Raw genomic sequence first — 21187 nt, 5'->3', positions numbered from 1 at the left:
GTTTGAGCCTTTACAGGGAACGGCTGCTGTAGGAATATTGTCCTCGGGTGGGGCGCCTCGGCGCAGTCGGTGACATATCCGATGATACATAGGTGAGCTTTGAAGATCACGGGCTGCGTGGGTGAACAGCAGCACGATAACAGAACGACCACTGCAGATGAAAACCGGTCAAGAAAGCCGTACGACCGAACGTCGCCGGCGTCGGGAAGTTCCGCACAGGTAGATACTTGAGAAATGTCTGGCTGGGGAACCTGGATTCGAACCAGGACTAACGGAGTCAGAGTCCGTGGGTCTACCGTTAACCTATTCCCCAGCAGGCGCGGTCATGAACCGTGCGGGCCGAGCGGGCAAGCCGCTGTGAGCGCTGCCTTGTAGCCGCCAGCGGAAAATAGTCAAGCCTGCTCTGCGGTTCAATGGCACGTTTCGTCAGGTGATTTCAGACGCCGCACTTCAGATGCCGGCGCGCGGCCTCCAGATCCAATCCCGCTCCTCAAGGCTCCGTCCGGCTGAACTGCGAGCGTTCGAAGAACAGCACGATGCCCAGGCCAAGAATCAGCGGGATGATCAGGTAGAACAGCCGGAACACCAGCAGCGCCGCCAGCACGCCGACCGGATCCATGTCCGACAGGCCGGCGAGAAACACCACCTCGAACACGCCGAGCCCGCCCGGCGCGTGCGAGATCTGCGCGATCGAGAAGGAGACGAGGAAGACGCCCAGTATGACGAAGTAGCCGGGATTGTGGGCTGCGGGCAGGGCAAAGAAGATGATCGCGGCGGCGGCCAGCAGTTCGATCGGGCCGATCAGCAACTGCCGCGCGACGATCGGCAGCGCCGGATAATGCAGCTGAAAGCTGGCGATCTTCAGCGGGCGCAGATGCAGCCAGCTGCCGAAGACATAGGCGGCGACGAGCAGCAGCATCGCGATGCCGGCCGCTTCCGACAGGCCATGATGGGCGATGCCGGAAAACCGGTCGAGTATCTCAGGCTCGAACACCAGAACCAGGCCCGAGGCCAAAATCGTCGACAGCACGAAGGTGATCCAGCAGACCGCCACCAGCACGCCGACATCCTGTCCGGTCAGGCCCCTGGTACCATAGGCGCGGTAGCGGATGACGGCGCCGGAAAACACCGAACCGCCAATGTTGTGCGACAGCGCATAGGTGGTGAAGGAGCACAGCGTGACGAACAGCCACGACACGCGCTTGCCGATATGCAGGAGCGCGATGTGGTCGTAGCCGGCAAGCGAGGCATAGGCGATGATCGAACTCAGCGCGGCAAGGACCCAACCCCGGGTCGGAATGGCCGTGATACCGTCCCAGACATCGTCGAGCGAAACGCCGCGCAGTTCGTGCCAGAGCAGCAGCAGCGAGAATATCACGGCGGCGATGCCGACAACCGGCCAGAAATAGCGTCTCCAGTTCATTGCCTGACTGCCATGCGTTGCGGGTCCGCTTCCTTTTCGTGGCTGGTGGGAGGCCGGCTTGCCGGATTCTTCCGCTCATTTCAGAAATGCCTCATCGAAGCCGGCTATTCAACCGCGAACCCTTGTCGCAGCGCCGGCCGGCAAGATTAGCCGCAGCGAGCGGCCGCCCCGGAACGGCGGTCAGCGGCCTGCCGGCAAAATTCGGCATGCGGCTCTTGGTGATCGGGCGCGGCGCTGTTAGTCTGGCGGCAACTTAAAACACTGAAGCGCCTGCTGCGTCCATCATAGGTTCGCGCGGCGCCGGAAGGAACGACAGTGGAAGACCACGACACCGGCGCCGGCGCGCCGGAGGTGGGCGTGTCCAGCGCTTCCCAGCGGTCGGCTGGCCCGGGGAACGGAAGCTGGCAGCAACGCCGCCCGACGGAGCTCCGCTCTGCAGACGGGCAGGCGGGCGACGCACCCCACAAAGGCAAGCCCAAGAAGCGGCGCAAGCGAAGGCGCGGGCGCAAGGTTTTTGCGCGCGACGAAGCGCGTCCCGCGGAGAATCGATCGCCGGCGCCGGGCAAGACCGGTGCCCCGGCGGAGGCCCACAGACCGTCGGAATCGGTGGCCTCGCCCGCCGCTGTGGTGCCACGGCCGGAACAAGGCGCCCGTCGGCCGCCGGTCCAGGAGCTTCCGGTGTTTGCGGCGCTTGACCTCGGCACCAACAATTGCCGGCTGCTGGTGGCCGTGCCGACGCGGCATGGCCAGTTCCGCGTCATCGACGCTTTTTCGCGCATCGTCCGGCTGGGCGAGGGGCTCACCGCCAATGGCCGGCTCGGCCAGCCGGCGATGGACCGCGCGGTCGAGGCGCTGAAAATCTGCGGCGACAAATTGCGCAACCGCAAGATCAGAAAAGCCCGGCTGATCGCCACCGAGGCCTGCCGCACGGCCGAAAACGGCGTCGAGTTCATCGACCGCGTCGAACGCGAGGCCGGCCTGAAGCTTGAGATCATCGACCGCCAGACCGAAGCGCGGCTGGCGGTGTCCGGCTGCGGCTCGCTGGTCGAGCGCGACACCCAAGGCGTCGTCCTGTTCGATATCGGCGGCGGCTCGTCCGAAATCGCGCTCATCGATCTCGCCGGCCGCCGTTCGCCGAGGCTGGCCAATCATATCGTGTCGTGGACGTCGCTGCCGGTCGGCGTCGTCTCGCTGGCCGAGCGCTTTGGCGGCCGCACGGTGACGCGCGAGATCTTCGCCGCCATGGTCGACGACGTTGCCGGCCGGCTGGCCAGCTTCGACGGCCGCGACCGGCTGAGCCATCTCAAGGCCAGCCCGAATTTCCATCTGCTGGGCACGTCCGGAACCGTAACGACGCTGGCCGGCGTTCACCTTGAGCTCGAGCGCTACGATCGCCGCCGTGTCGATGGTCTGTGGATGGACCGCGACAGCGTCGATCGCATGGTCGAAAGACTGGTTGGCTGGGATTTCCAGCAGCGCTGCGCCAACCCTTGCATCGGTGCCGATCGCGCCGATCTGGTGCTGGCCGGCTGTGCTATCCTCGAGGCGATCCGCGCCGTGTGGCCATCCGAGCGGCTGCGAGTCGCCGATCGTGGCCTGCGCGAAGGTATTTTGAGCGAACTGATGGCCGATGATGGCGTCTGGCGCAACGATGGGCGTGGCAGAGCGTGAGCCCGAACCGAAGAAATAAGCAATGACCAAGAAACCGGAAAAACCAGGATCAGCCAGCATTCGTGTGCTGAAGACGCGGATCAAGAAGAAGAGCGGGCTGAAGGAATCGTCGCGCCGCTGGCTGCAGCGCCACATCAACGATCCCTATGTCCAGCGCTCCAAGGCTGACGGCTATCGCTCGCGCGCGGCCTACAAGCTGATCGAGATCGACGACAAGCACCATCTCCTGAAACCCGGCATGAAGGTGATCGATCTCGGCGCCGCCCCCGGCGGCTGGTGCCAGGTCGCCGCCGCGCGGACGAAATCGACGGCCGACAAGCCGCATGTCATCGGCATCGACTATCTGGAAATGGACGCCGTGCCAGGCGCCCCGGTGCTGCTGATGGATTTCCTCGATCCGGCAGCGCCGCAGAAGCTGGCAGAGGCGCTGGGCGGCGATCCCGATATCGTGTTGTCCGACATGGCGGCGCCAACCACCGGGCACAAGCGGACCGACCACATCCGCACCATGCATCTGTGCGAGGTGGCGGCCGATTTTGCGCTGTCGGTGCTGAAGCCGGGCGGGCATTTCCTCGCCAAGACTTTCCAGGGCGGCGCCGAAAACGAGTTGCTCTCCATGCTCAAGAAGAACTTCCGCTCCGTCCATCACGTCAAGCCGCCGGCGTCGCGGGATGAATCGGTCGAGCTCTATTTGCTGGCCAAAGATTTTAAAGGGCGAGAGGCCGGTCGGCCGTCAGGCGGATCGGAACGTCCAGTGGACGTTCCGAAGGCCTCGAGCGCCCGGAGCCATAGCGAAGGGCCGGGGGACGCCGACGACTGACAGGGCACCGCCGGTCCGCCGTCGGGCGAATCGGGCCGTCCAGAAGGCGAGGCCGAAGCGTAGCTGCCATCAGTTGCCGGGTGGGCTCACCGTTTCCAGCGTCTTGGGTGTTGTCAGCCGGCCGTGACCGGAGATGGCGTTGCCGGCATCGGGTGCCAGCCGGACGAAGGATAGCGATGCCGCCGCCGAGACCGCTGCAACGATGAAGAAGGCAATGTGGAAGTCGTCCAGCGACAGCGAGCCGCCATGGATTGACGTCGATACTTCCAGGATTCCGCCCGCCAGCGCCACGCCGAGCGCGACCGACAACTGCTGGAACACGGCTGTAATCGGCGTCGCCTTGCTGGTGTCTTCAGCCGAAACCTCGGCATAGGCGAGCGCATTGACGCCGGTGAAGAACATCGAGCGGATGAAGCCGCCGACGAGCAGCATGGCCAGCATCAGCAGATAGGGTGTGTCGGGTGTGAACAGGCCGTTGATGGCGATCGAGGCGGCGGCGACCAGCGAACCGACAACCAGAACGCGGCGAAAGCCGGCGACGCGGAAGATCAGCGCGGTGACGAATTTCATGCCGATGGCGCCGATTGCAGAGACGAAGGTGATCATGCCGGACTGGAACGGCGTCAGCCCAAAGCCGATCTGGAACATCAGCGGCAGCAGGAACGGCACCGCACCGATGCCGATGCGAAACAGCGAGCCGCCAAGCACGGAAGAGCGGAACACCTGGTTGCGAAACAGTTCGAGCGCCAGCAGCGGGTTTTTGGCGTGGCGCGCATGCATGAGATAGAGCGCGCCCGACAGCAGGCCGACCGCTACGATGGCGACACCGACGATTGGCGGCAGATAGGGCAAGCTGACCACCGACAGGCCAAACACCACCCCGGATGCCGCCAGCCCGCTCAGCATGAAGCCGATGAAATCAAGTGGCGGGGTCTGCGCGGGTTCGGTCTCCGGCAGGAAACGCGTCGCCAGCCAGATGCCGACCACGCCGATCGGCACATTGATCTGGAAAATCCAATGCCAGGTGAAATAGGTGGTGATGAAGCCACCGACCGGCGGTCCGACCAGCGGCCCGACCAGCGCCGGAACGGTCAGCCAGGACATCGCCGCGACGAGTTCGCTTTTCGGTGTCGCGCGCACCAGCACCAGCCGCCCAACCGGCGTCATCATGGCGCCGCCAATGCCTTGCAGGAAGCGCGACACTACGAAAGCCGGCAGCGAACCGGAGAGCGCGCAAGCGATCGAGCCGACGATGAAGACCGCGATCGCGGCACGAAAGACTTTCTTGGCGCCGAACCGGTCGGCCATCCAGCCGCTAATCGGAATGAAGATCGCCAGCGAGACGAGATAGGCAGTCAACGCCAGCTTGAGTGCGATCGGGCTGGTGTGGATGTCGACGGCGATCGCCGGCAGCGATGTCGCGATGACAGTCGAATCCACGTTTTCCATGAAAAGGGCGACCGCCAGGATGAGCGGGATGGTGCGGTTCACAAAACGCGTCCGACTTGATTCTTTTACGGTTGACCGGGAGGCAAGCCAACATGCAGGGCGGTTATCATGGGCCGGCTCTGATGTCGCATTAATTTGCTGTCACTTTTGTGCGACTGCGGGGAGACAGGCAGTTCGCTTGGCCTGCCGCCGTGCCTAAATCAGAACTGCCGGGATGGCCAAGGTCTTCTCGTTCCGTCTCCAGGCGCTGGCCAAGCAGCAAAGAATAGCTTGCGAATGGCGATGTGTCACATTAGTGTAGTGTATGTAACTACTATATGGACTTTGTCATGGAAGAAGCCGTTTCGGCAGCCGATGCCAACCGCAGATTTTCTCTCATCCTTCGCGGTGTTCGCGAAGGACAAAGCTATGTTGTGACCAGTCATGGGCGACCCGTCGCGCGGATCGTGCCCGCCGATCGACAGCAGGGTGTGGCTTCCCGCTCGCGCTTAGCGTTGTTGTCGCGCCTCGAACGCCAGCCTGTTTTGGATGTCGGACGTTGGACCCGTGACGAGCTCTACGAGGACGAGCGATGAAGGTCGCGCTCGACACCAATGTCCTTGCCTACGCGGAAGGGGTCAACGGTGCCGAGAAGCGCGATATCGTTCTCGAACTGCTGCGCAACCTGCCGCAAGAGGCTGCAGTTATTCCCGTTCAGGTCCTTGGCGAGTTGTACAACGTTCTCGTCCGCAAGGCCGGAAGACCGCCTGTGGAAGCCCGGGATGCCCTCCTGGGTTGGCGCGACGCGTTTCCAGTTGCCGCGACAGTGCAAGACGTAATGATGATGGCGGCTGATCTGGCTACGGACCACCACTTCAGCATTTGGGACGCGGTCATTCTGTCCACCGCTTCCCAAACCGGTTGTCGGATGCTCCTTTCGGAAGACCTGCAAGATGGCTTCACATGGGGTGGGGTAACTGTCGTCAGCCCTTTCGCATCGCCGCGTCACGCACTGCTCAATGCTCTCTTGGGGGAGTCTTCTGGATAGAACGCGAAACACCGAGACGATCGGCTTTTCATTGGCGCTTGGACGTGGTACCAGCCAGCGCCAATCCTGAAAGGGAAGAAACGAGTCGGCGCTGTCCATTCCGGTCCAGCGCTTTTTTGTATTCCCCCACCGCGTTTTATATTCAAGGGACTGGCCATGGCAAAAATCATCGAAACGTCCACTGGCGCATTGGCGCTGACCTTTGACGACGTGCTGCTGCAGCCCGGCCATTCCGAGGTCATGCCCGGCGAGACCGATGTCCGCACCCGCATCGCCGGCGACATCGACCTCAACGTGCCGATCCTCTCGGCGGCGATGGACACCGTCACCGAGGCCAGGCTCGCCATCGCCATGGCCCAAGCCGGCGGCATTGGCGTCATCCACCGCAATTTCTCGCCGGCCGAACAGGCCGAGCAGGTGCGGCAGGTCAAGAAATTCGAATCCGGCATGGTGGTCAATCCTGTCACCATCGGCCCCGACGCGACGCTCGCCGACGCGCTGGGCCTGATGCGCAGCTATTCGATCTCGGGCATTCCGGTGGTCGAGAATGGTGGCACTGGCGGCCACAAGGTCGGGCGGCTGATCGGCATCCTGACCAATCGCGACGTGCGCTTTGCCTCCGATCCGGCGCAGAAGGTCCATGAGCTGATGACCCGTGACAACCTGATCACGGTCAAGGAGAACGTCGACCAGGACGAGGCCAAGCGGCTTCTGCATCAGCACCGCATCGAAAAGCTGGTTGTCGTCGACAGGCAGGGCAACTGCGTCGGATTGATCACCGTCAAGGACATCGAGAAGTCGCAGCTCAACCCGCACGCCAGCAAGGACGCACAGGGCCGCTTGCGCGCCGCCGCGGCCACCAGCGTCGGCGATGACGGCTATGAACGCGCCGAACGTCTCATCGATGCCGGCGTCGACCTTCTGGTGATCGACACCGCGCATGGCCACTCGCAACGCGTGCTCGACGCGGTGACGCGCGCTAAGAAACTCTCCAACTCGGTTCGCATCCTGGCCGGCAACGTCGCCACCGCCGCAGGCACGCAGGCGCTGATCGACGCCGGTGCCGACGCCGTCAAGGTCGGCATCGGTCCGGGCTCCATCTGCACCACCCGCATCGTCGCCGGCGTCGGCGTGCCGCAGCTCTCGGCGATCATGTCGGCGGTCGAGACGGCGCACAAATCCGGCGTCTCGGTTATCGCCGATGGCGGTATCAAATATTCCGGCGATCTCGCCAAGGCGCTCGCCGCCGGCGCAAGTGCCGCCATGATCGGCTCGCTGCTGGCCGGAACCGACGAAAGCCCCGGCGAGGTCTATCTGCACCAGGGCCGCTCCTTCAAGGCGTATCGCGGCATGGGCTCGGTCGGCGCCATGGCCCGCGGCTCCGCCGATCGCTACTTCCAGGCCGAGGTGCGCGACACGCTGAAATTGGTCCCTGAAGGCATCGAGGGGCAGGTTCCCTACAAGGGACCTGTGTCTGGCGTGCTGCACCAGCTTGCAGGTGGCCTGAAAGCCGCTATGGGTTATGTTGGTGGCCGCGACCTTGCCGATTTCCGCGAGCGCGCCACTTTCGTGCGCATATCCAATGCCGGACTTCGTGAAAGCCACGCCCATGACGTCACGATTACCCGCGAAAGCCCGAACTATCCCGGTGGAGCCTGACCAGTACGGGCTCGGGCGGAACCTGACGGCAACGATCCTGCGGCTGTCTCGCCACGCAGGCGCGCTCTGTTTCCTGTCGGCGGTGGTTTTCATCGCCATGACGGCTCTGGAATTCTTCTATTTCCGCCAGTTGAGCGGCGGCTTGCCGTCACTCGACATGCGCATTTTAGGGTTTACGCCGGACGAAGGCATGGCCTGGCTGACAGCGCTCGGCCGGCGCGGCGGCGAGATCATTCTCGTCTGGCACTATCTGACCTTCGACCTGTTGTTCCCGGCGCTGCTGTCGGTCACGCTGGTCAGCCTCATCCTGGCCACCGGCCGGCGATTGAAGGCTTTCCGCGTGCTGCCGGCGCAGCTGCAGTCGATTTTCGCGTTGGTCCTGGTGCTTCCCTACACGCTTGCACATTACGTTCAGAACTTTGCGGTGGCGCGGCTTCTGTCCGATTTCCTGTCGGCCAACCCGGACTCGCTGTCTTTCGCCTCGGCGCTCACCGTCACCAAATTCGCGCTTTTCGCCATACCGGTGATCGTCATCGCGGCCTTCTGGCTGGCGGGCCAGAAACGCCAGGCCTGATGCCGCACGCGAAGCCCAACCGGGCAGGGGGCACTTGATGAACCAGACCACGATCTTCTGGCCCGTTCTCGCGCATGTGCTGCTGATCTACATCGTCTACTGCGTCCTGGGTCGTCGCAGATACGGCGCAATAAGGTCAGGCGAGGCGAAGGCCGGTCAGTTCAAGGTGCGTTCGGCCGAACCGGCCTCCAGCGTCACCGTTGCCGCCAATCTCACCAACCAGTTCGAACTGCCGGTGCTGTTTTACGTGCTGTGCCTGACGCTGCACCTGACCAACGGCGTCAACTATCTGACCTTGTCGCTGATGTGGATTTTCGTCGCGTCCCGCTATTTCCATGCCTGGATTCACCTGACCAGCAACAATCTGCTGCTGCGCAGCCGGTCATTCTTCGTCAGTGCGGTGATTCTCCTGCTGGGATGGATCTGGTTCGCGCTGCACCTGCTCGGCGCGGTCTGAGCAGAGCGCTTCTGCCTTCTCCCACAGGGGAGAAGGGAAGTCCGTTCGCCTAAAGGTCGAACACCGCGATCTTGCGCTTGTCGAACTTGATGCCGATCTCGCCGCGGACCAGCTTGAGCGCGGCCTCGCCGAACACCGCGCGCCGCCAGCCTTGCAGCGCCGGTACGTCGGCTTCCTCGCCCTCGGCGGCGATACGGTCGATGTCGTCGCTGGAGGCCAGCACCTTGGAAGCGACGCCCTCCTTTTCGGCAACGATCCGCAGCAGCACCTTCAACAGTTCCGCCGCGGCGCTCGAGCCCTCGGGCGGCTGGAAACTCTTTGGCAGTTTCGGCATCTCTTCCTTGGGCAAGGCAAGCGCGGTGTTGACCGCGCCAAGCAGCGCCGTTGCCGTCGAGGAGCGCTCCCAGCCCTTCGGCGTCGTGCGCAGCTTGCCGAGGGCTGCCGCGTCGCGCGGCGCCTGCTGCGCCACCTCGTAGATCGCGTCGTCCTTGAGTACGCGGCCGCGCGGCACGTCGCGTTCGCGCGCTTCGCGCTCGCGCCATGCCGCCACGCCCTGCACGATCGCCAGTTCCTGCGGTTTGCGCAGCCGCATCTTCAGCCGCTTCCAGGCGTCCTCGGGATGCGGATCATAGGTTTCGCGTGAGGTCAGCACCTCCATCTCCTCGTTGAGCCAATGGGCGCGGTTTTCCCGCTCCAATTCGGCGCTGAGGTGCTGATAGACCTCGATGAGATGCGTGACGTCGGCCAGCGCGTAGTCGAGCTGCTTGTCGGAAAGCGGCCGGTGGCGCCAGTCGGTGAAGCGCGACGACTTGTCGAGCCGCGCCCCGGTGATGCGCTGCACGAGCTGATCGTAGGAAACACTGTCGCCGAAGCCGCAGACCATCGCCGCCACTTGCGTGTCGAACACCGGATGCGGAACCAGATCGCCGAGGTGGACGATGATTTCGATGTCCTGCCGCGCGGCGTGGAAGACTTTGACCACCGCTTCATTGGCCATCAGCCTGAAGAACGGCTTCAGGTCGATATCGGGAGCCAGCGGATCGATCAGCGCCGTCACGCCGGGTGCGGCCATCTGTATGAGGCACAGGATCGGCCAAAACGTCGTTTCCCGTATGAATTCGGTGTCGACGGTGACGAAATCCGACTTTTCGAAAGCGGCGAGAACGGTCTCGAGTTCTTTCTGGGTGGTGATGACGTGCATCAAATCGCTTTTGACAGGAGTAAGGTCTTCCTAGATTTCAGCCGCCGGGGCTTTCGTCAAGCTTTGGCACCGCCATCATCAGGTTCCCGGACCATCGGAATCGTCGTTTCTCCTGGCCAGCCGCGCGAAAACCGTCGAAGTGCGCAGGAGCGCGGTGAAGCGGCCGCGCCTGCCTGCCGGCACACCGGACCGGGCCTGCATGCGGTAAAGGATGACGGCGATGAAGATCGCATAGACCACCGCGCTGAATACAAACAGGGCGCCCGGTCCGAAATATTGCATCGCCGTCGAGGCGGCGAACGGGCCGCCGATGGCGCCGAAGGAATAGAACAGCATCAGCGCCGCGTTGATCAGCACGAACTCGCCCGTGTCGGCGCGATCGTTCGAATGCGCCGCCGACAGCGAATAGAGCGGCATGGCGAAACAGCCGAAGATGAAGATGAGGATGAAGTTGAGCGCCGGATTGCTGCCGGCGATGAACACCAGCGCCAGCGCCGAAAGCATCGCGCAGCAGGTCGTGATCAAGAGCACGCGGCGCCGATCCCAGCGGTCGGAGAGGTAGCCAAGCGGATACTGGATGATGGCGCCGCCGAAGATGCCGACGCTGACGAAGGTGACGACATCGGCGACCGACATGCCGATCTGCTCGGCATAGACCGGCGACAAGGTGCGAAAGGCGCTGTTGGTGAGGCCGACGGCGATGCAGCCGAAGCAGCCCAGCGGCGAAATCCGCCAGACGCGCGCCAGGTCGAGCTTGACCTCTTCGGGTGGTGCCGGGTTGGAGCGGTCGCCGAGCGACACCGGCACCAGCGACAAGGTGATCATCATCGACATGATGGCGAAGATGGCGAAACCGCCGGCGCCGAAGACCGGGATCAGGAACTGGGCTGATGTCACCGAACCGATGTCGACCATCCGGTAGATCGCCAGCACGCGTGCCCGGTCGTGATTGCCGACGCCGGAATTCAGCCAGCTTTCGACGATGGTGAACAGCCCGGCGAAGCAGAAGCCGCCAGCAAGGCGCACCGCGCACCACATCACCGGATCGATGACCAGCACCAGGAGCAAGGTGCCGACCGAGGCGATTGCCGCCAGCGCCGAAAATGCCCTGATATGGCCGACCGCCTTCATGATGCGGGTGATGGCCAGGCAGCCGAGCAGGAAGCCGGCGAAGTAGAAGGTGCCCATCAGGCCGATCTCGGAAGCCGAAAACCCTTCCTGCGCGCCGCGCAGCGCGATAAGCGTGCTCTGCAGCCCATTGCCGCCGAGCAAGATGCCGGCGGCGAGAAGAAGCGGGATCATCGGGCGGATGGAGGACATGAAGAGGCGATCACGTGTCGGTGATCCCTTCTTGGACCATCGCCCTGGCCAACGCCAGCAGCAATTCCCTGCGCCAACAGCGATGATCGCTGTATTCGCCTGGATTCGTTTCCCCCGTTTTGCTTGGTCAGCGCTCAGGGCTGCCTTCGACGTGACACCAAGCCGCTCGGCTGCTCCCGTTGCGACGCCTATTCCTGCGAGGACTGCCATCAGCCCGACAATCAGGTTCGCGCTCACTTGTTCGCCCAGGAAGACAACACCGAAGATCGATGCCGTCACCGGATTCACCGCAACGGAGACGGCAACCAGTGTCGGCGGCGCGCGCTCGAGCGCGAATGCCCAAAGGAAGAAAATGAAGGCGCCGCAAATTATGGCCAGATAAGCGCTCGCGATCCACTGAGGTGCGCTGAGAGTGGCAAGTCGCGCGAAGCCTCCGCTCGAAACCACCAGGACCGATAGGCAGACCGCGCCCACGCCCATGCCAAACGCCACGAACGGGATTGGCGCGGTGCGGGATAGAAATGGTCTCGACCAGACGTTGTAGAGCGCCATGCAGAAAGCGGCCGCGACCATGAGAAGATCTCCGCGCCAGGCATCTGGGGGAGCCGTCGTCAGGCTCGTGCCGAGCGCTACGGCCACTCCTGCCATTGCGATCAGGACACCGACGATCTTGCGGATGGTCGGCGGCTCGATCTTCAGAACTGCCGCGGCAAGCATGGTGAGCAGAGGCAGTGTCGAAAGCGCAAGCGCACCTCGCGCGGCCGTCGTGTAGACAAGGGCTCCATTGAAGAGCACCGGAAACAGCCCGAAGAACAGAAGGCCCAATGCACCAGTGCCGAGCCAATCGCTCTTCGGCGGCCACCTGTCTCGCCGCCAGAGAGCGACGGCGGCCAAAACCAGAAAGCCGCCGCCGAACCGGACGGCACCGATAGCGAGAGGATCGAGCGTGCCCGCGAGATATCGCGTTGCGCCAACGGCGGTGCCCCCGAAAGCGCTGGAGAGAATCGCGGCGAGCACTCCTGTGACTTCCATGGTTCCTGACCTTGCCAACTCTGAACCAGCGATATCGGGCAGGCGGGCCATAAGGAATCGAATAAGCTCAATGAGTTTGATAACATTCCGCTATGAGCATCCCGAATCTCGATCCGGACCTTCTGCGGGCCTTTGTCGTCGTTGCCGAGCGCCTCTCGTTCACGCGAGCCGCCGAGCAGCTCAATAGAACGCAGGCGGCCGTCAGCTTGCAGGTGAAACGTCTTGAGGAGCGCATCGAGACCATCTTGTTCCGGCGCTCGACAGCCCGCGTTGAACTCACCGCCGCCGGGGAGGGCTTTCTGATCGATGCCCGCCGCATACTTGCTCTCAGTGAGCAGGCGATTGCGCGTGTTTCCGGTCAGCAGGTGGCCGGGCAGGTTCGCATCGGGGTCATGGAAGATTATGGCACCAAGATCCTGCCGCGCCTCCTTTCTGGCATCGCCGAGCGATTTCCGTTGGTGCAGGTCGAAATGGAGATTGGTCTCACCGCCCGGCTCCTGAAACGGCTTGGGTCGTCGTTCGACGCCGTCATCGCCATGCACCCGGAAGGTACGACCGAGGGGGATCTGATATGCCGCGAAAGGGCGATTTGGGCAGCGGCGGCGACGCGAGCCGTCGAGGAACTCGATCCGCTGCCCGTCGCTCTGTCGAGCCCCGATTGCCTGTTTCGTTCCTGGGCAATTGAGGCGCTCAACAAGGCAGGCCGGCCATGGCGATTGGCCTATGTCAGCCCGAGCCTCTCAGCCACGGAGGCAATTGTTGAACAGGGCCTGGCGGTCACCGTGATCAAAGGCAGCATGCTTGCGCCTGGCCTGCGCGGCGTCCATCCAGGCCGCCATGTGCCGCCGCTGCCCGGGGCGGAGATTCGTCTTCACCGGGCGGAGACCTCTTCCGCCAGCGCTTTACTGGTCGTCGATCACCTTTCCCATCGCCTCCGGCTGTCGGCGCTTGGGTCACAGAGGTGATGCTTTGACGGGCCGAGCGGGCCGACGGCGGAGCCGGCCTTTCATTTTGAACCCGTCGCGCATCTTGAGGCCGAGTAGCGTGATGTTCGTCGCGCCGGCGGCCAATTCGAGCGCCTGCACGGCGTAGAAGCTGGTGTCGAACTCGCTGGCTCTCGCCTTGGATGCGAGGAAGAGTGCGGAGGGGATGAGAACCAGGAGACCATTGGCGGCTATCCATGGCATGCGCTTGATCTTCGCGCCGATCAGCCCGGCCTGCCGGCCCTTGGCCGCCGCAAAGCCCGAACCTCCCGCCGCCGCCAGCGCTGGAACGAGCAACAGGAAGCTCCACGGTACGGCCATCTTGACGGCGGCTATCGCCACCTGGGAGGCAAACATCTCACTGAGGACCGTCGACAGCCAGAGGCTTGCGATCGTCAGCATCGCGACCGTACCGGCGACTGGATGAATGACCTTGATCATGGCTTTCCCACCGTTCTTGCAACCCGTCTACGCCAGGCAGATGCCCGGCACCGCCACCTTTTGGAACAGATGCGGAGAGGCGACGGCCGAGGACGGATAGGCCGAGAGCTTCGCCCTGAACTCGGGATGCGAGAACGCGGCCCGGAAGTCAGCCATCGTTTCCCATATGGCATAATTGAAATAGGCCGGACTTTCGCCGATTGCGCGGTGAAGCTGGGTCGAGATGAAGCCGGGCTGCTGCTTCATGAAGACCGCATCATCCTGCCATGCATGGAGGAAGGTCTGCTCGTCGGCATTGTCGAGCGTGAAGACGTTGACCAGCACGACGGAGGTAGCATCGATCGCGATCTGGCGGTCGATCGGGAAAGCGGGGTTCAGTGGGCGCATGAGCGACATGATAAGCTTCCGTTAATTGGTGTTATGGTGCCAATCTGTTACGAGGATTACATATCTATTTGACAACATAATGTCAATATCAATATAGGATGTCATATGCCTGATGCCAAGCGAACACCTGCCGGCAATGCCTTGACCGATCTCATTCTCGACCTGTTCAGGCTCAGCAGCCGAATGCTCACATCGGGTGACAGGCTGGTCGCCGACCTCGGTTTGACGAGCGCCCGCTGGCAGATTCTCGGCGCTGTCGTGACCGCCGAACGCCCTCAGCCGGTCGCGTGGCTGGCGCGCGATCTGGGAGCCAGCCGCCAGAATGTCCAACGGATCGTCAACGACCTGCATAGGGAAGGGCTCGTCGCCTTCGAGGCCAATCCGCATCATCAGCGTGCGCAGCTTGTCGTTTTGACTGACAAGGGAAGACAGACTTTCGATGCCGCGATGCATTTGCAGGCGCCATGGATCGAAAACCTCGCGGATGGCCTGCTGGTCGAGGACATCAACACCACGCACAGGGTCATGACGGCGCTGCGGAAAAAACTGGAAGGCAACGATGAAGCTGAAGAGCAAGCCTGACGGTTGTGGCCCTGTGGCGGTTTCCTTCACAGGCTGAGTGCCGCGCTGATCCTCGCGCTGCCTCTCTGCGGCTACCGGGCGGCGAACACCATGGACACGGAAGTCCGCTTGCCTTGACAAATCCGGCCTCCCATGCGCTTTTCGCGCAAATTTTCAGGGCCGGGCCGTGATGCCTTGGCCGGCAACTAGAGCACCCCGGACTTTACCAATGACAATGCACCGTTACCGCAGCCATACCTGTGCCCAGTTGAGGAAGAGCGACGTCGGCTCGACCGTTCGCCTGTCGGGCTGGGTGCATCGCGTGCGCGATCATGGCGGCCTGCTCTTCATCGACCTGCGCGACAATTATGGCCTGACCCAGATCGTCGCAGATCCCGATTCTCCGGCCTTCAAGGTAGCCGAGACCGTGCGCGGCGAGTGGGTCATCCGCGTCGACGGCGAGGTCAAGGCGCGCTTGCCCGACACCACCAACGCCAATTTGCCGACCGGCGAGATCGAGATCTTCGCCCGCGAGATCGAGGTGCTGTCGGCCGCCAAGGAATTGCCGCTGCCGGTGTTCGGCGAGCCTGACTATCCCGAGGATATCAGGCTGAAATACCGCTTCCTCGATCTGCGCCGCGAGACGCTGCACAAGAACATCATTGCGCGTACGAAAATCATCGCGGAAATGCGCAAGCGCATGGGCGAGGTCGGCTTCACCGAATTCTCGACGCCGATCCTCACCGCGTCGTCGCCCGAGGGCGCGCGCGACTTCCTGGTGCCGTCGCGCATCCATCCCGGCACCTTCTACGCGCTGCCGCAGGCGCCGCAGCAGTACAAGCAGCTGATCATGGTGTCGGGCTTCGACCGCTACTTCCAGATCGCGCCCTGCTTCCGCGACGAGGACCCGCGCGCCGATCGTCTCCCTGGTGAGTTCTACCAGCTCGACCTTGAAATGAGCTTCGTCGAGCAGGACGACGTGCTTTCGACCATGGAACCTGTCATGCGTGGGGTCTTCGAGACCTTCGCCAACGGCAAGCCGGTGACGCAGAATTTCCAGCGCATCCCCTATGATGTGGCCATGCGCAAATACGGTTCCGACAAGCCGGACCTGCGCAACCCGATCGAAATGCAGGCCGTTTCCGACCATTTTCGCGATTCCGGCTTCAAGGTGTTCGCCAACATCCTGGCCAACGATCCGAAGGCCGAGGTGTGGGGCATTCCGGCAAAGACCGGCGGCAGCCGCGCCTTCTGCGACCGCATGAATTCCTGGGCGCAGGGCGAGGGCCAGCCGGGGCTGGGTTATATCTTCTGGCGCAAGGAGGGTGACAAGCTCGAAGGCGCCGGCCCACTCGCCAAGAACATCGGCGAGGAGCGCACAGAGGCGATCCGCCTTCAACTCGGCCTTGCCGACGGCGATGCGGCCTTTTTTGTCGCCGGGGATCCGAAGAAGTTCGTCTCCTTCGCGGGGGCTGCGCGCACCCGTGCCGGCGAGGAGCTGAATCTTGTCGACCGCGAGCGTTTCGAACTGTGCTGGATCGTCGACTTCCCGTTCTTCGAGTGGAACGAGGAAGAGAAGAAGATCGACTTCGCCCACAACCCGTTCTCGATGCCGCAAGGTGGCATCGATGCGCTGAATGGCGAGGACCTGCTCGGCATCAAGGCGTTCCAGTACGACATGGTCTGCAACGGGTTCGAGATCGCCAGCGGCGGTATCCGCAACCATCTGCCCGAAACCATGGTCAAGGCATTCGAGACGGTCGGGCTGGATCGCGCCACGGTCGAGGAGCGCTTTGGCGGCCTCTACCGCGCCTTCCAGTATGGCGCGCCGCCGCATGGCGGCATGGCCGCCGGTGTCGACCGCGTCGTCATGCTGCTGCTCGGCGCCAAGAACCTGCGTGAGATCACCATGTTCCCGATGAACCAGCAGGCCTATGATCTGTTGATGAACGCACCGTCGGAAGCGAGCCCGCAGCAGCTTCGCGACCTGGCGCTGCGCGTTGCCGTGCCCAAGAAGGACTGACGGCGGCGTTGCAACTGCCCTTCTCTCCGTCTCTATACGGGGAGAAATGTCCGGCAGGACAATGAGGGGCAGCGCGGATGCGGGCGATTGGCGAACGGCCGTTGCAGCTGACGCCTTCTGACAGGCAATCGGTTCGGCATGAATTGCAATTTGTAGGCGTCGGCGCTGCCCCTCATCCGCCTGCCGGCACCTTCTCCCCGTATAGTGACGGGGAGAAGGGAACTACTTCGATCAGTCTTCGTTGGCCTTGACGGTGACGCCGAGCGTCTTCGGTAGGTCGAGCGGGTTGGACATGGCGCCCGCCATGATCAGTGCGAACGGCACGGATGCCGGCGGCTCGGCCGAGATTTCGAGGCTCTTCGGATCATCGAGGAATTTGCTGACCGCAGCCGTAACCTGCGCCGTCAGTTCCGGATTGTTGAGCTGTGCCATGCCGAACGGCACGATCGCCTTGGCCTGGTTGGCGATGTCCTTGCCGGACATACCTTGCTGCTTGCCGACATAGTCCAAAACCTTGTTGGTCAGCGAATCGTCGTCGAAGCGGATCGAGGCGCTGTTGAACGAAAGCTGCTGCAACAGGCCGAGCATGGCCATGCCTTGCGCCGAATTGTCGGCGCCTTCGGGCTGTGCAGCCATCTTCTTCTGCATTTCCTGCAGCGACTTGATAAAGTCCAGCGTGTAGCCGCCGAGATTGAAGGTCATGCCGAGCGTGCCGGCATTCTCGACCGAGATGTCGTATTTCGACAGTTCCATCTTGCCGTCCGTGGGCTGCCAGGTGCCGGCCATTTCGAGATTGCCCGCGATGTTCTGGTAGCCGAGCGCGTTGATGACTTCCTTGGACTTCGGATCGTCCACCAGCGTCAGGTCGGCGTTGAATTTCTCCGTGGTGGCGGTGAATTCCATCGCCTTGCCGTCCGCCGGCGGCGTGATCTCGATGGCAAGTCCATCCATCGAGAAGGCGGTCTTGTCGGCGACCTTGACGGTCATGTTCGAGAGTTCGGCTGACTTGTACATCATCAGCGAGCCGAGCGGGCCGGTGGCGCCGTCGGCCGGAACTGTCATGTCATGGATGACGAAGGGGCTGAGGTCGAGGGTGACGCCGTCCTTGCTGTGTGTGAAGGCAGCCGTCGATACGGTGGCGATGTCATAGCCGCCATTTGCCTCGGTCACACCTTCGAGTTTGACGTCGCCGATGGGAAGCGCTTCCTTCTCCGCCGCCGGTTTGATGGCAACGCCCTGCAGCACCATGCTGGTGTTGTCGCCGGTCACGCCGGTCCAGGTGATGTCGACACCTTGTGCGACAAGCGCGGCCTTCAGCCGGTCGGCCACTGCCGTATCCTGTGCGAGGGCCGCATTCAGCGGCAGCGTGAGCAAGAAGGTCGAAAGGGCCAATTTCCTAAGAGTTGAGCGTTTGATTGTCATCGCAAGGTCCCTGAGAGTGTCCTGAAATTGTTTTTCAATTATTTGCGCCATCACCATTCCGTGACGAACTGGACCGGAAAAAGGCGTGTCCCGGCACATTGGTCAAAAATCGCGGTGAAAGGCAAACCCGATCCCACCGTCTTTGCGCAAACCGGTGAATTTGTCATGAAGAGCCGATAGCCGGATGTCGTCGCGCTTGGCCATAGAACCCGCATGTAACAGGCTGATGTTGGCCGACATCCCCCGGGGTGCGGTTTCGTGTTGCAGAAGGGCCGGTATCTCTGCCGGGCTCTTGCCGCGAATCACCCGCTCAGCTAGTCCGAGCCCATGGGAAAAAGGCTTTTGCCGCCTGAAAATGGCGGTGGCGATCATATCGAACCGGTCGATCTGAAGAAGGCGCTGGAAGAGCGCTATCTGGCTTATGCGCTGTCGACCATCATGCACCGGGCACTGCCCGATGTGCGCGACGGACTGAAGCCGGTCCATCGCCGCATCATGCACGCCATGCGTCTGCTGCGGCTTAACCCCGACCAGGGCTTTGCCAAATGCGCCCGCATCGTCGGCGAGGTGATGGGCAAGTTCCACCCGCATGGCGACCAGTCGATCTATGACGCGCTGGTGCGGTTGGCGCAGGATTTCTCGATGCGCTATCCGCTGGTCGACGGGCAGGGCAATTTCGGCAACATCGACGGCGATAACGCCGCCGCCATGCGCTACACCGAAGCGCGCATGACCGATGTGGCGACCGAACTCTTGTCCGGCATCACCGAGGATGCCGTCGATTATCGGCCGACCTACAATGAAGAAGACGAGGAGCCGGTGGTTTTGCCCGGCGCCTTTCCGAATCTGCTGGCCAACGGCTCGTCCGGCATCGCGGTGGGCATGGCGACATCGATCCCGCCCCACAACGCCGCCGAGCTTTGCGATGCCGCACTTCACCTGATCGAAGACCGGGACGCGCCGGTGGCGAAGCTGATGGAGTTTGTCCAGGGGCCGGATTTCCCGACCGGCGGCATCATCGTCGACAGCCGCGCCTCGATCCTCGAAGCCTATGAAACCGGCCGCGGTGGCTTTCGCGTGCGCTCGAAGTGGTTCCAGGAGGACCAGGGCAGGGGCACCTGGAGCATCGTCGTCACCGAAATCCCCTACGGCGTGCAGAAGGCGCGGCTGATCGAGAAGATCGCCGAACTGCTGATGGCACGCAAGCTGCCGCTGCTCGAGGACATCAGGGACGAAAGCGCCGAGGACGTCCGCGTCGTGCTGGTGCCGAAGAGCCGTTCGGTCGATCCCGGCATCTTGATGGAATCGTTGTTCAAGCTGACCGAGCTCGAAAGCCGCTTCCCGCTCAACATGAACGTCCTGTCGCGCGGCAAGGTGCCCAACGTGCTGTCGCTGAAGGGCGTACTGCAGGAGTGGCTCGAGCATCGCCGCGAGGTTTTGATCCGCCGCTCGAAACATCGGCTTGGCGAGATCGAAAGACGGCTGGAGATACTTGCCGGCTACCTGATCGCCTACCTCAACATCGACGAGGTGATCAGGATCATCCGCGAGGAGGATGAGCCAAAGCAGGTGATGATGGCCCGCTGGTCGCTCACCGACACCCAGGCCGAAGCCATCCTCAATATGCGGCTGCGCGCTCTGCGCAAGCTTGAAGAATTCGAGATCCGCAAGGAATTCGACGGCCTGAGCGCGGAGAAGAAGCAGATCGAGGCACTGCTTGCTTCGAACGAGAAGCAGTGGGCGACGATCAAATGGGAAGTCACCAACATCCGCGACAAGTTCGGCCCGGAGACCGAACTCGGCAAGCGCCGCACCCAGTTCGCCGACGCGCCCGAGCATGATCTGACCGACATCGCACATGCCATGATCGAGCGCGAGCCGGTCACGGTCGTCGTGTCGGAAAAGGGCTGGCTGCGGGCGATGAAGGGGCATCTGGCCGATCTCTCGACGCTGACCTTCAAGGAGGGCGACAGCCTCAAGCTCGCCTTCCATGCCCAGACCACCGACAAGGTTCTGGTCTTCACCACCGGCGGCAAGTTCTACACCATCGGCGCCGACCGGCTGCCTGGCGGGCGTGGCCATGGCGAGCCGATCCGCATCATCGTCGATATGGACAATGACCAGGACATCGTCACCGCCTTCGTTCACGATCCGAAGCGCAAGCTGCTGCTGGCCTCGCACGACGCCAACGGTTTCATCGTGCCGGAAGAGGAAGTCGTCGCCAACACCCGCAAGGGCAAGCAGGTGATGAACGTCAAGGCGCCGGACGAAGCCAAGCGCTGCATCCCGGTCACCGGCGACCATCTCGCCATCGTCGGCGAGAATCGCAAGATGCTGGTGTTCGCGCTCGCCGAGATTCCGGAGATGGGCCGCGGCAAGGGCGTGCGGCTGCAGAAATACAAGGATGGCGGCCTTCTCGATCTCAAGCCGTTCACGCTGGAGACCGGCCTCTCCTGGCAGGATTCGGCCGACCGCACCTTCACAAGGTCGCGCGAGGAACTGGCCGAGTGGATCGGTGCCCGCGCGTCGGCCGGACGGATGGTGCCGAAGGGATTCCCGAGGACGGGGAAATTTGGGTAGCGCTCCTAATCTCCCCCCTCGAGGGGGAGATGTCGCCAAAGGCGACAGAGGGGGTCGGAACGACTGGACGCGACCTCCTTCGCCGGCAGAGAATGCTAGCGCTTCACGCGCGGCGACCCCCTCTGGCCTGCCGGCCATCTCCCCCTCGAGGGGGGAG

At 62.9% G+C, this 21187-nt stretch carries 19 protein-coding genes, 1 tRNA gene and 1 pseudogene; 11 read left to right on the top strand and 10 right to left on the bottom strand.

What is annotated here, in order from left to right; genetic code table 11:
- Positions 1-239: 239 nt before the first annotated feature.
- Both EOB49_RS16005 and EOB49_RS16000 read right to left on the bottom strand, forming a co-directional pair.
- Positions 240-313 (bottom strand) — tRNA-Gln (locus EOB49_RS16005).
- Between the two features lie 177 nt (positions 314-490).
- Positions 491-1423 carry a lysylphosphatidylglycerol synthase domain-containing protein gene (locus EOB49_RS16000; protein ID WP_127381515.1) on the bottom strand — a complete coding sequence of 311 codons (933 nt, stop codon included), beginning with the start codon at positions 1421-1423 and terminating at the stop codon, positions 491-493.
- 315 nt (positions 1424-1738) lie between these two features.
- Here EOB49_RS16000 and EOB49_RS15995 point away from each other — a divergent pair, with 315 nt between their 5' ends.
- Positions 1739-3094, top strand: a complete 1356-nt coding sequence (locus EOB49_RS15995; RefSeq protein ID WP_127381514.1) for a Ppx/GppA phosphatase family protein — start codon at positions 1739-1741, stop codon at positions 3092-3094.
- Positions 3095-3116: 22 nt separating this feature from the next.
- Positions 3117-3914, top strand: a complete 798-nt coding sequence (locus EOB49_RS15990; RefSeq protein WP_127381513.1) for an RlmE family RNA methyltransferase — start codon at positions 3117-3119, stop codon at positions 3912-3914.
- Positions 3915-3983: 69 nt separating this feature from the next.
- Here EOB49_RS15990 and EOB49_RS15985 read toward each other — a convergent pair whose 3' ends face one another.
- Positions 3984-5405, bottom strand: a complete 1422-nt coding sequence (locus tag EOB49_RS15985; RefSeq protein WP_127381512.1) for an MFS transporter — start codon at positions 5403-5405, stop codon at positions 3984-3986.
- 287 nt (positions 5406-5692) lie between these two features.
- Between EOB49_RS15985 and EOB49_RS15980 the strand changes: the two genes are divergently transcribed.
- The 5 genes from EOB49_RS15980 (at position 5693) to EOB49_RS15960 (ending at position 9080) form a co-directional block, all read left to right on the top strand.
- Positions 5693-5938 carry a type II toxin-antitoxin system prevent-host-death family antitoxin gene (locus EOB49_RS15980; protein ID WP_127329883.1) on the top strand — a complete coding sequence of 82 codons (246 nt, stop codon included), beginning with the start codon at positions 5693-5695 and terminating at the stop codon, positions 5936-5938.
- Entirely contained in the window at positions 5935-6390 is a 456-nt protein-coding gene (locus tag EOB49_RS15975) for a PIN domain-containing protein (RefSeq protein ID WP_127381511.1), read from the top strand. The genes EOB49_RS15980 and EOB49_RS15975 overlap by 4 nt, the downstream gene beginning before the upstream one ends.
- 156 nt (positions 6391-6546) lie before the next feature.
- The gene (gene guaB, locus EOB49_RS15970) at positions 6547-8049 is read left to right on the top strand and encodes an IMP dehydrogenase (protein WP_127269487.1); all 1503 of its coding nucleotides are present in this window, start codon (positions 6547-6549) and stop codon (positions 8047-8049) included.
- Complete coding sequence (locus tag EOB49_RS15965) at positions 8000-8623, top strand: hypothetical protein (RefSeq protein WP_127269488.1); 624 nt, start codon at positions 8000-8002, stop codon at positions 8621-8623. The genes guaB and EOB49_RS15965 overlap by 50 nt, the downstream gene beginning before the upstream one ends.
- A 37-nt stretch (positions 8624-8660) precedes the next feature.
- The gene (locus tag EOB49_RS15960; protein ID WP_127269489.1) at positions 8661-9080 is read left to right on the top strand and encodes an MAPEG family protein; all 420 of its coding nucleotides are present in this window, start codon (positions 8661-8663) and stop codon (positions 9078-9080) included.
- Positions 9081-9129: 49 nt separating this feature from the next.
- Here the strand turns inward: EOB49_RS15960 and rnd are convergent, their stop codons facing one another.
- The 3 genes and pseudogenes from rnd to EOB49_RS15945 form a co-directional block, all read right to left on the bottom strand.
- Positions 9130-10281 (bottom strand): ribonuclease D, encoded by a 1152-nt coding sequence (gene rnd / locus EOB49_RS15955; RefSeq protein WP_127272735.1) that lies wholly within the window; start codon positions 10279-10281, stop codon positions 9130-9132.
- Positions 10282-10359: 78 nt separating this feature from the next.
- Positions 10360-11601, bottom strand: a complete 1242-nt coding sequence (locus EOB49_RS15950; RefSeq protein ID WP_127381532.1) for an MFS transporter — start codon at positions 11599-11601, stop codon at positions 10360-10362.
- 195 nt (positions 11602-11796) lie between these two features.
- Positions 11797-12633, bottom strand: a pseudogene (locus tag EOB49_RS15945) (DMT family transporter); the annotation flags it as partial.
- Between the two features lie 92 nt (positions 12634-12725).
- Here EOB49_RS15945 and EOB49_RS15940 point away from each other — a divergent pair.
- Positions 12726-13598 carry a LysR family transcriptional regulator gene (locus EOB49_RS15940; RefSeq protein WP_127381510.1) on the top strand — a complete coding sequence of 291 codons (873 nt, stop codon included), beginning with the start codon at positions 12726-12728 and terminating at the stop codon, positions 13596-13598.
- Here EOB49_RS15940 and EOB49_RS15935 read toward each other — a convergent pair.
- Both EOB49_RS15935 and EOB49_RS15930 read right to left on the bottom strand, forming a co-directional pair.
- Entirely contained in the window at positions 13587-14057 is a 471-nt protein-coding gene (locus EOB49_RS15935) for a hypothetical protein (protein WP_127381509.1), read from the bottom strand. The two genes, EOB49_RS15940 and EOB49_RS15935, sit on opposite strands and share 12 nt — an antisense overlap.
- A 27-nt stretch (positions 14058-14084) precedes the next feature.
- Entirely contained in the window at positions 14085-14453 is a 369-nt protein-coding gene (locus EOB49_RS15930; protein ID WP_127381508.1) for an antibiotic biosynthesis monooxygenase family protein, read from the bottom strand.
- 96 nt (positions 14454-14549) lie between these two features.
- Between EOB49_RS15930 and EOB49_RS15925 the strand changes: the two genes are divergently transcribed.
- Positions 14550-15026 carry a MarR family winged helix-turn-helix transcriptional regulator gene (locus EOB49_RS15925; RefSeq protein WP_127381507.1) on the top strand — a complete coding sequence of 159 codons (477 nt, stop codon included), beginning with the start codon at positions 14550-14552 and terminating at the stop codon, positions 15024-15026.
- Between the two features lie 214 nt (positions 15027-15240).
- Positions 15241-17028, top strand: a complete 1788-nt coding sequence (gene aspS, locus EOB49_RS15920; protein WP_164781698.1) for an aspartate--tRNA ligase — start codon at positions 15241-15243, stop codon at positions 17026-17028.
- Positions 17029-17259: 231 nt separating this feature from the next.
- On the opposite strand, the gene EOB49_RS15915 is transcribed toward aspS, so the two are convergent.
- Both EOB49_RS15915 and EOB49_RS36485 read right to left on the bottom strand, forming a co-directional pair.
- Positions 17260-18450: a hypothetical protein gene (locus EOB49_RS15915; protein ID WP_127267503.1), complete on the bottom strand. Its 1191-nt coding sequence runs from the start codon at positions 18448-18450 to the stop codon at positions 17260-17262.
- 102 nt (positions 18451-18552) lie between these two features.
- A complete protein-coding gene (locus EOB49_RS36485; protein ID WP_164781697.1) occupies positions 18553-18822 on the bottom strand; it encodes a hypothetical protein in 270 nt (89 codons plus the stop codon).
- Between EOB49_RS36485 and parC the strand changes: the two genes are divergently transcribed.
- Positions 18778-21030, top strand: coding sequence for a DNA topoisomerase IV subunit A (parC, locus tag EOB49_RS15910; RefSeq protein WP_127381505.1), 2253 nt, complete (start codon positions 18778-18780; stop codon positions 21028-21030). The genes EOB49_RS36485 and parC overlap by 45 nt on opposite strands.
- Positions 21031-21187 lie beyond the last annotated feature (157 nt).

The organism is Mesorhizobium sp. M7A.F.Ca.MR.148.00.0.0 (genome assembly GCF_003997735.1).
Classification (GTDB): Bacteria; Pseudomonadota; Alphaproteobacteria; order Rhizobiales; family Rhizobiaceae; genus Mesorhizobium.
This window is presented reverse-complemented; position numbering and strand designations above follow the sequence as displayed.